The organism is Microbacterium oxydans (assembly GCF_900095745.1).
GTDB lineage: Bacteria > Actinomycetota > Actinomycetes > Actinomycetales > Microbacteriaceae > Microbacterium > Microbacterium oxydans_B.
This window is the reverse complement of record NZ_FMIR01000014.1, coordinates 342,971-351,146: the sequence shown is the minus strand read 5'-3', so window position 1 is coordinate 351,146 and position 8,176 is coordinate 342,971. Positions and strand designations below refer to the sequence as shown.

The following is an 8,176-nucleotide window of genomic DNA, read 5'->3' as shown; positions in this document are numbered from 1 at the left end:
ACCCATCCCCCTGCCCTGAGCGGGTGCCGCCCCACCGGCATCCGCTCAGGGCGCACCCGCACCCCCCCTGCGATCCACGGCGATTGGCGCGTCGCATCCGGAACGGGCACGATGGAATGCGGGGGAGTTTCCCGACGAGGATCCGATGCGGTCGTGTCCCGGGAAGAGGCCCCTCGCCCGTCCGCAATCGGGGAAGGATCTGTTCGTGGCTGGTCACGCGCCCGCAGGATCGACTCGGCCGCGTCGCCGCGCATGGTGGGTCATCGGGATCGTGGCGGGTGCCCTCGTCGCCCTCGTCCTCGTCGCGCTGGCGATCCTGGATTCGAAGCCCGGTTTCACGACGAACGTGACGATCTCGCTGAGCTACGTTGCCGATGACGGTCAGAAATACTCCTGCACCTACGACTACAGCACTCCGGACCGGCTGCCGATGCCCGCCGACATCGCCGAGAGCATGAACTCCCGCGACTGGTCGCAAACCGGCCAGGAGATCTACGAATGGGCGAAGAGCCATCCGGCCGAGCACTGGACGACCGAGGATGAGCTGCCCGCAGACGACCCCGAGTCGACCCGGGCTGATGCGTCCTGGGGGCTCGCGATGGAGAAGTACGTCACGTTCCCCCCGTGGCTGATCGATGCGGGGGAGGGGGACGAGTACGCGCTGTGGTGGGAAGCGCGCGCGGGCAGCAACTGCGAAGACGGCTTGCGCTGAGACGGCGTCAGGACGTATCTGCTCAGGGCAGAGCGGCTCAGGGCAGAATCCGGCCGCACACGCGCGGCGGCGACGGATGCTGGGGGCATGAGCGAAGACAACCCCTCCATCCCGCAGTTCGGTCCTGAGGCCCGGCGCGCACTGTTCCACGAGCGGGTGCTCGTGCTCGACGGTGCGCTCGACGACGACAACGGCACGCTGTTGATGACGCAGCTGCTCGCGCTGTCGGCCGAGGACCCCGCCGCCGACATCGCCCTCTGGATCCACTCGCCCGGGGGCTCGGTGCCGTCGATGCTCGCGATCCGCGACATCATGCGGCTCATCCCCAATGACGTGGCCACCCTCGCCCTCGGGCTGGCCTGCAGCGCGGGCCAGTTCCTGCTCTCCGCGGGCACTCCCGGCAAGCGGCGGGCCCTGCCGCACGCGCGCATCCTCATGCATCAGGGATCGGCGGGCATCGGCGGCTCCGCGGGCGAGATCGAGACGCAGGCCGACGACCTGCGGCACACGCGCGACACGGTCCTGGGCCTCATCTCGGCCGACACCGGCCAGCCCCTCGAGCGCATCTTCGAGGACTCGCTGCACGACCGCTGGTACACCGCGACCCAGGCGCAGGACTACGGCTTCATCGACGGGATCGTGGCCTCGATCGCCGAGGTGATGCCGCGACAACGCGCGCGCGTCGGGCTGGGGGTGAACGCATGAGCACGTACTCGATCCCCAACGTCATCGCGCAGCATCCGCGGGGCGAGCGCATCATGGACGTGTACTCCCACCTGCTCGCCGAGCGTGTCATCTATCTCGGGACCGGCATCGACGCGGGTGTCGCGAACGCCCTGATCGCGCAGCTGCTGCACCTCGACGCCGACAGTCCGGAGAGCGGCATCCAGTTCTACATCAACAGCGAGGGCGGTGACCCCGGAGCGGCGCTCGCGATCTACGACACCATGCAGCACATCCGACCGGCCATCGCGACGACGTGCGTCGGTCAGGCGATCGGTCCCGCCGCGCTGCTCGTCGCCGCGGGGGCAGAAGGTCAGCGCGCCGCGCTCGCGCATGCCCGGATCGTGCTGCATCAGCCCGCCGGCCAGTCGCGCGGCGCGATCCCCGACCTGATCCTCGCGGCCGACGAGGTCGTGCGGGTGCGGTCCGACATGGAGGAGATCCTCGCCAGGCACAGCGGGCGCACGGTTGCGGAGCTCCGCGCCGACACCGACCGCGACCGGGTGTTCACGGCATCCGCGGCCCTGGACTACGGACTGATCGACACGGTGCTGGGCCCGCGGGGGGCGTGAGTCAGGCGGCGAGGGCGAAGGAGCCGCGCGACACCGACACGGAGACGGCAGTGGATGCCGGCACCGCGGCCGAGCGCAGGTCATCGGCCACGGCGCTCGTGAGGTCGATCAGACTCGTGTCGAGGGCACCGGCGATGGCGGCGATCATCTCGCTCGACGGCTCCTTCAGCCCCCGTTCGACCTCGGAGAGGTACTGGGGCGAGACGCCCGCCTTCTCCGCGGTCTCGGTGAGGGTCTCCTCGCGGTCGTGGCGGCGGCGACGCAGCTGGTCGCCCAGCATCTGACGCCACAGCGGCTCGGGCCCGCTCGACTTCGGGCGGTCGGGGCGAGGGGTGCGCGGGAACGAGATCAGGTCGGCCATGCCTCACGATAAACCGCGGTGTTCGGCGGGTTCGAGCGGTTCTGCTCAGAGCAGAACCGTGCACACAGGGGAGGAGCTCGCGCACCTCGCCGCGGGTGACCGGCTTACAGCGCCGCGGTCACGCCGGGCAGCAGCTTGCCGAGGATCGCCTCGAGCTGCGCGCGCTCCTCTGCCGTGAGCGGATCGAGCACCAGTTCCCGCACCTGCTCGACGTGCACCGGCGCGGCCGTGCGCAGCATCTCGCGTCCTTCCGCGGTCAGGGTGGCCGAGAGCGTGCGCTTGTCGGAGCTGCACGAGGTGCGCTCCACCCAGCCGCGCTCCTCGAGCGAGTCCAAGGCGTGGCTCAGGCGTGAGCGGCTGAGCCCGGCGATGCGCGCGAGTTCCGTCATCGTCACGGTGCCTTCGCCCTGCCCGGCCAGCGTGACGAGGATGGCGTAGCGGGCGTGGTTGAGCCCGACCTCGTCCTTCAGGGTGCGATCGAGCACCTGCGGCAGCAGCTGGACGAACCGGATGACGGGAAGCCATGTCGCCATCTCACCGTCGTCGAGTCGACGCGGATGCTGTCCTGCCGCCGTCATGGTGCCCTCCTCGAGTGTCACGCTCGTGTCACGCCGCCGACAGGTCGAGCGTGTGCGCGGTGTGGTCCCGCTTGGCCTGCAGGTAGCGGGTGTTCGCCTCCGACAGGTGCACCTCGGTGGGCACGCGCTCGGTGACGCGGATGCCGAGGGCCTCGAGCTGCACGGCCTTGTCGGGGTTGTTGCTCAGCAGGCGGATGCCGTCGACGCCGACCGCGTTCAGCATCTGCGCGGCGACGGTGTAGTCGCGCTCGTCCTCGCCGTGGCCCAGGGCGACGTTCGCCTCATACGTGTCGAGTCCGGCATCCTGCAGCGCGTAGGCGTCGAGCTTGGCGTACAGGCCGATGCCGCGACCCTCCTGGCGCAGATACAGCAGGAAGCCGCCTTCGTCGGCGATGCGCTCCACGGCCTCGCGCAGCTGGGGGCCGCAGTCGCAGCGCTCCGAGCCGAAGACGTCGCCGGTCAGGCACTCGCTGTGCGGGCGCACGAGGGGCGCGGCGCCCCCGTCGGCCGCGCGCTCGAGTGCCGCACGCCAGTCGCCGAGGCCGAGCAGCAGGTGCTCGCGGCCGTCGATCAGGCCGTCGAAGGTGACCACGTCGGCGGTGGTGGAGAAGCCGTCGCCGAAGCGCAGCGGCACGCGGACGCGGGTGCGCTCCGTGGCGACCGGAGCGACGGTTGAAGTTTCAATCATGCCGGGTGCAACGCGCGGCCCGTCGAACTATTCCCGTCCGCAGCGATCCGAGGGGTGCCATGAGAGAGCCTCCCACCTGTGACGGAATCGGCGTTGACTGGATTCACACGATAGAAGGAGCAGTAAGAATGCGTGGAGTAGTCATGTACGCCCCCGGCGACGTCCGGGTCGAGGAGCGCGAGAAGCCGACGATCACCCGGCCGACGGATGCCGTCATCCGGCTCGCCGCGACCTGCATCTGCGGGTCGGACCTGTGGCCGTATCGCGGTGACGACAACGTCGATCACACCCCGATGGGGCACGAGTACGTCGGCGTCGTCGAGGAGATCGGCGACGAGGTGCAGACCCTGAAGGTCGGCGACTTCGTGGTCGGCTCGTTCATGGCCTCGGATAACACCTGCGAGATCTGCCAGGCGGGTTACCAGTCCCGCTGCGTGCACGTGGTCCCGATGGGGAAGTACGGCACGCAGGCCGAGTACTCGCTCATCCCGCACGCGGACGGCACGCTCGTCGTCACGCCGGGGCAGCCCGACGCCGACCTGATCCCCTCCCTGCTCGCGGCATCCGACGTCCTCGGCACGGGCTGGTTCGCGGCGGTCGCCGCCGAGGCCGGACCCGGCAAGACCGTCGCCGTCGTCGGTGACGGAGCGGTGGGACTGCTCGGCATCCTCGCCGCCCGGGAACTCGGGGCCGAACGCATCATCGCGATGAGCCGGCACGCCGACCGGCAGGCACTGGCGCGCGAGTTCGGAGCCACCGACATCGTCGAAGAGCGCGGAGACGAGGGTGTGGCGCGCATCAAGGAGCTCACGAACGGGCTCGGCGCGCACTCGGTGATCGAGGCGGTCGGCACGCAGGAGTCGATGATGCAGGCGATCCGTTCGACCCGTCCCGGCGGGCATGTCGGCTACGTCGGTGTCTCGCACGACGTGGCACTGCCCGGCGAGGAGCTGTTCTTCTCCGGCGTGCACCTGCACGGCGGGCCGGCTCCGGTGCGGCGCTTCCTGCCCGAGCTGATCCAGCTCATCTGGGACCGCAAGATCGACCCCGGCAAGGTGTTCGATCTCACCCTCCCGCTCGAGGACGCCGCCGAGGGCTATCGCGCGATGGACGAGCGTCGCGCCACCAAGGTGCTGCTCACGGTCTGAAAGCCGCGCATCCGCGCATCCGCACATCCGCACATCCGCACATCCGAAGGAGATCTCATGCACATCGAACCTCGCACGCCGACGGTGAAGAATCCGCCGGAGCAGTTCACCGGAGACGTCTGGCTCGACGTCATCGCCGCGCCGAAGGAGGGGGATCAGCGGATGTTCGCCGGACTGGTGCGCTTCGCCCCGGGTGCGCGCACCGCCTGGCACTCGCATGCGCGCGGACAGTTCCTGCGCATCACCGAGGGAACGGCGCTGTGCGGCACCCGCGACGGCACGGTCGTCGAAGCACGGCCCGGAGACACCATCTACACCCCGCCGGGCGAGGAGCACTGGCACGGCGCCACCGCGGACTGCTTCATGTCGCACATCGCGATGATCGAGAACGCCGACGACCCCGCGACGTCGACCACGTGGCTCGAGCATGTGACCGACACGGAGTACTCCCGCCGCTGACGCCTTGCGTCGGCACCCTCACTCTGCGCTCCGCCCCGCGCTTCGTGCGGTGAAATCCATCTCTGACGGCCTGATCCGCCAGATCCGGCCGTCAGAGATGCGATTGGCCGTCGGGAGGTGCCGGGGCTCCCGGCCCCGGCACCTGCGCTCGCCGCCGCCGCCGCACGAGCTTCAGCTCGCTGGCGAGGATCCCGAGCACGACGAGTGCCCCGCCGATGAGCGCGGTCGCGGGCAGCCGCTCACCCGCGATGCGCCCGATGATCCCTGCCCACACCGGCTCTCCGGCGTAGATGATGGTCGCGCGGGTGGGGGAGACCGACTTCTGCGCCCAGTTCATGGTCAGCTGGATCAGGCAGCTCGCCGCACCCAGCCCCACCGCGCAGCCGACCCAGATCCACGAGAACTCCGGCACGCCCTCGCCCACCACCGGCATCGTGAGCAGCCCCAGCACCCCGGCGGTCAGCAGCTGGATGACGGTGATGCGGCCCAGGTCGATCTTCCCGGCGAACAGGCTGATCAGGATGATCTCGGCCGCGATGGGCAGGGTGCTGATCATGGTCGCGATCTCGCCCGCGCCGAGGGTGAGCGCGAAGGCGTCGGGCCCGGCGATGAGCAGCAGTCCCACGAACGCCAGTCCCGCACCCACGAACGCCATCGCCGGCGGGCGCTTTCGGAACACGGCCCACTGCGCGAACGGAACCAGCGGCACGTACATCGCGGTGATGAACGCGGATGTGCTGCTGTCGATCGTCTGCAGCCCGAGCGTCTGCAGCCCGTAGCCGAGGTAGATCATGACGCCGATCGCGACGCCGGCGCCGACATCACGCCAGCGGATGCCGCCCAGCACGCGGCGGAAGATGACGACGCTGATCAGTCCCGCGATCAGGAACCGGATGCCGACGAAGAACCAGGGCCCCGAGTGCTCCATCGCCCAGTGCACGAGCAGGAACGTGCCGCCCCACACCGCGGTGATCGCGATGAGCGCGGCTTCCTGCGGGCGTAGGCGCATCCACCGAAGGGGCATTCGCAGCCCCTTTCTCGACGTTGCCGGATCGAGCATAGTCGCGCGGATCGTGACGGGAGAAGACGGCCCCGAACCGGATGCTGCGGCAGACTCGGTAGCCTCGCAGGATGAGCGACTTCGTGAGTGCATCCGAGCTGAACGACCTGCTGAGCCGAGGCGCGCCGGTGCGTGTGATCGACGTGCGGTGGCGGCTCGATCGGCCCGAGGCCGGGCATGACGACTACCTGACGGGCCACATCCCCGGTGCCGTGTTCGCCGCGCTCGACACAGAGCTCTCGACCCACGGCGAACCGTCGGAGGGGCGGCATCCGCTGCCGTCGACGGCCACCCTCCAGGCCGCGGCCCGTCGGTGGGGCGTCCGTGCGGGCGACACCGTCGTGGCCTACGACGACTTCACAGGCATCTCGGCGGCGCGCGCCTGGTGGCTGCTGCGCCAAGGAGGGGTCGACGTGCGCGTGCTCGACGGCGGCATCCGGGGCTGGCAGGCCGAGGGGTTCGAGGTCGCGACCGACGATGTGGTGCCCGAGCCGGGCGATGTCGTGCTCGACGAGATCGGCGGTGACGCGCTGTCGATCGACGAGACCGCCGCGTTCCCGGAGTCGGGCGTGCTGATCGACGCGCGAGCGGCCGACCGGTACCGCGGCGAGTCGGAGCCGTACGACCCGGTCGCCGGACACATCCCCGGCGCGCGCAACCTGCCCGAACCCGTGCACTTCGACGCAGCGGGCCGGATCCTCGACCGCGAGACGATCCTGGCGTCCTTCGCCGAGATCGGGGTGACGCCCGGCACGCCGGTCGCCGCCTACTGCGGATCCGGCGTCACGGCCGCCCACACCGCACTCGTCCTGCACGAGGTCGGCATCGACGCCCGGGTCTTCCCCGGCTCGTGGAGCCAGTGGTCCAACACTCCCGGTCGCCCGGTCGCCACGGGGGATCAGCCCGGCTGACCCTCTCGCGGGCCGAACCCCCAGTGCAGCGCGAGCGCGCCGGGGCCGAACGCGCGACGCACCAGGTGCACCGACGTCCCGCGGGTGAGCGGCACGTCGGTGACGGTGACGCCCTCGGGGGTCTCGACCCGTTCCTCGCACCAGTCCGGCACGGCATCCGGGTGGAATCGCGTCCACACCAGCAGCTCTCTGGCCTTCTGCGCCAGGGCGTGGCCGGTGTCGCGCATCGGCGGATACTCGGACGGATACGTCACCGACCACTCGACCATCGCGGTGTCCGGTGCGGTGAGCGGCACGTCGAGTTCGAAGAGCACCCCGTGCACCTCGCCGTCGGGGTGCGAGTACCGCGCGGTGATGCGTCCGCCCGACACCGCGCTCAGGATCGGCGCCGGGGTGCTGACCCCCGGTGTGATCTCGAGGAACGGGATGGCCGTGATCGTGCCGATCGTGGACTGCACGATGCTGCGGGTGATGCTGAACGCGACGTTGCCGTCGGCGTCGACGTCGGTCACGGAGTGGGTCGTCAGCTCGCGTGAGGTGTCGGGGTAGGTCGCCCCCAGCGCATCGAAGGCGACCATGACCGCCCGTTCGAGTTCTTCCTCGTCGAGGGGGAACTGATTCGGACCGAGCGGACCGGTCCGGTTCGTGGGACCGAGGTGACGGCGCAGCGCCCCGGCATCGAGGCAGAGAAGGTCTTCGATGTCGGCGAGCGCGGCGAGTGACTGCGCGCCTTCCGGGCGGCGTGCCCCCGAGCGCCAGTAGCTCAGCGTGGCCATCGACACGCGGTTCCCGCGCAGGTTGAGCTGCTGATGCAGCCACGACAGCGTCACGTGCCGCGCGTTGATCGCGTCGCGCAGAGCCGCCGCGAAAGCATCGGATCCGGACCTGCGTTCGTCATACTCGTAACTCATCACAGCCCCCGTCCGGTATGTGAAGACCACCGCCCTAAAGTGAGCATACGACC

Annotated in this window: 11 protein-coding genes; 6 read left to right on the top strand and 5 right to left on the bottom strand. The window is 70.1% G+C overall.

The window, feature by feature from the left end; all coding sequences use genetic code 11:
* Nucleotides 1–205 precede the first annotated feature (205 nt).
* From BQ2383_RS08125 to BQ2383_RS08115, 3 genes are all read left to right on the top strand, one after another.
* Complete coding sequence (locus tag BQ2383_RS08125) at nt 206–712, top strand: hypothetical protein (protein WP_244175939.1); 507 nt, start codon at nt 206–208, stop codon at nt 710–712.
* A gap of 87 nt (nt 713–799) precedes the next feature.
* Nucleotides 800–1,417 (top strand): ClpP family protease, encoded by a 618-nt coding sequence (locus tag BQ2383_RS08120; protein ID WP_205828690.1) that lies wholly within the window; start codon nt 800–802, stop codon nt 1,415–1,417.
* Nucleotides 1,414–2,007: a ClpP family protease gene (locus BQ2383_RS08115; protein WP_091032237.1), complete on the top strand. Its 594-nt coding sequence runs from the start codon at nt 1,414–1,416 to the stop codon at nt 2,005–2,007. The genes BQ2383_RS08120 and BQ2383_RS08115 overlap by 4 nt, the downstream gene beginning before the upstream one ends.
* A gap of 1 nt (nt 2,008) precedes the next feature.
* Here BQ2383_RS08115 and BQ2383_RS08110 read toward each other — a convergent pair whose 3' ends face one another.
* The 3 genes from BQ2383_RS08110 to BQ2383_RS08100 all read right to left on the bottom strand — a co-directional run bounded on the left by BQ2383_RS08110 (nt 2,009) and on the right by BQ2383_RS08100 (nt 3,634).
* On the bottom strand, nt 2,009–2,368 hold the full coding sequence (locus BQ2383_RS08110) for a helix-turn-helix domain-containing protein (protein ID WP_091032235.1): 360 nt from the start codon (nt 2,366–2,368) through the stop codon (nt 2,009–2,011).
* 104 nt (nt 2,369–2,472) lie between these two features.
* A complete protein-coding gene (locus BQ2383_RS08105; protein WP_091032232.1) occupies nt 2,473–2,946 on the bottom strand; it encodes a MarR family winged helix-turn-helix transcriptional regulator in 474 nt (157 codons plus the stop codon).
* A gap of 28 nt (nt 2,947–2,974) precedes the next feature.
* On the bottom strand, nt 2,975–3,634 hold the full coding sequence (locus BQ2383_RS08100; protein WP_091032229.1) for a GTP cyclohydrolase II: 660 nt from the start codon (nt 3,632–3,634) through the stop codon (nt 2,975–2,977).
* A gap of 128 nt (nt 3,635–3,762) precedes the next feature.
* On the opposite strand from BQ2383_RS08100, the gene BQ2383_RS08095 reads away from it, so the two are divergent.
* Nucleotides 3,763–4,782, top strand: a complete 1,020-nt coding sequence (locus BQ2383_RS08095; protein ID WP_091032226.1) for a zinc-dependent alcohol dehydrogenase family protein — start codon at nt 3,763–3,765, stop codon at nt 4,780–4,782.
* Between the two features lie 57 nt (nt 4,783–4,839).
* A complete protein-coding gene (locus BQ2383_RS08090) occupies nt 4,840–5,241 on the top strand; it encodes a (R)-mandelonitrile lyase (protein ID WP_091032223.1) in 402 nt (133 codons plus the stop codon).
* A 91-nt stretch (nt 5,242–5,332) separates the two neighbouring features.
* Here BQ2383_RS08090 and BQ2383_RS08085 read toward each other — a convergent pair whose 3' ends face one another.
* Nucleotides 5,333–6,265, bottom strand: a complete 933-nt coding sequence (locus tag BQ2383_RS08085) for a DMT family transporter (protein ID WP_244175938.1) — start codon at nt 6,263–6,265, stop codon at nt 5,333–5,335.
* 107 nt (nt 6,266–6,372) lie between these two features.
* Between BQ2383_RS08085 and BQ2383_RS08080 the strand changes: the two genes are divergently transcribed.
* Nucleotides 6,373–7,212 (top strand): sulfurtransferase, encoded by an 840-nt coding sequence (locus BQ2383_RS08080; protein WP_091032217.1) that lies wholly within the window; start codon nt 6,373–6,375, stop codon nt 7,210–7,212.
* On the opposite strand, the gene BQ2383_RS08075 is transcribed toward BQ2383_RS08080, so the two are convergent.
* On the bottom strand, nt 7,200–8,123 hold the full coding sequence (locus BQ2383_RS08075) for a hypothetical protein (RefSeq protein WP_091032215.1): 924 nt from the start codon (nt 8,121–8,123) through the stop codon (nt 7,200–7,202). The genes BQ2383_RS08080 and BQ2383_RS08075 overlap by 13 nt on opposite strands.
* Nucleotides 8,124–8,176: the final 53 nt, after the last annotated feature.

Coding starts and splice junctions, on each gene's coding strand:
- BQ2383_RS08120 (WP_205828690.1), top strand. CDS start 800: ATGAGCGAAGACAACCCCTCCATCCCGCAGTTCGGTCCTGAGGCCCGG.
- BQ2383_RS08115 (WP_091032237.1), top strand. CDS start 1,414: ATGAGCACGTACTCGATCCCCAACGTCATCGCGCAGCATCCGCGGGGC.
- BQ2383_RS08110 (WP_091032235.1), bottom strand. CDS start 2,368: ATGGCCGACCTGATCTCGTTCCCGCGCACCCCTCGCCCCGACCGCCCG.
- BQ2383_RS08105 (WP_091032232.1), bottom strand. CDS start 2,946: ATGACGGCGGCAGGACAGCATCCGCGTCGACTCGACGACGGTGAGATG.
- BQ2383_RS08100 (WP_091032229.1), bottom strand. CDS start 3,634: ATGATTGAAACTTCAACCGTCGCTCCGGTCGCCACGGAGCGCACCCGC.
- BQ2383_RS08095 (WP_091032226.1), top strand. CDS start 3,763: ATGCGTGGAGTAGTCATGTACGCCCCCGGCGACGTCCGGGTCGAGGAG.
- BQ2383_RS08090 (WP_091032223.1), top strand. CDS start 4,840: ATGCACATCGAACCTCGCACGCCGACGGTGAAGAATCCGCCGGAGCAG.
- BQ2383_RS08085 (WP_244175938.1), bottom strand. CDS start 6,265: ATGCCCCTTCGGTGGATGCGCCTACGCCCGCAGGAAGCCGCGCTCATC.
- BQ2383_RS08080 (WP_091032217.1), top strand. CDS start 6,373: ATGAGCGACTTCGTGAGTGCATCCGAGCTGAACGACCTGCTGAGCCGA.
- BQ2383_RS08075 (WP_091032215.1), bottom strand. CDS start 8,123: ATGAGTTACGAGTATGACGAACGCAGGTCCGGATCCGATGCTTTCGCG.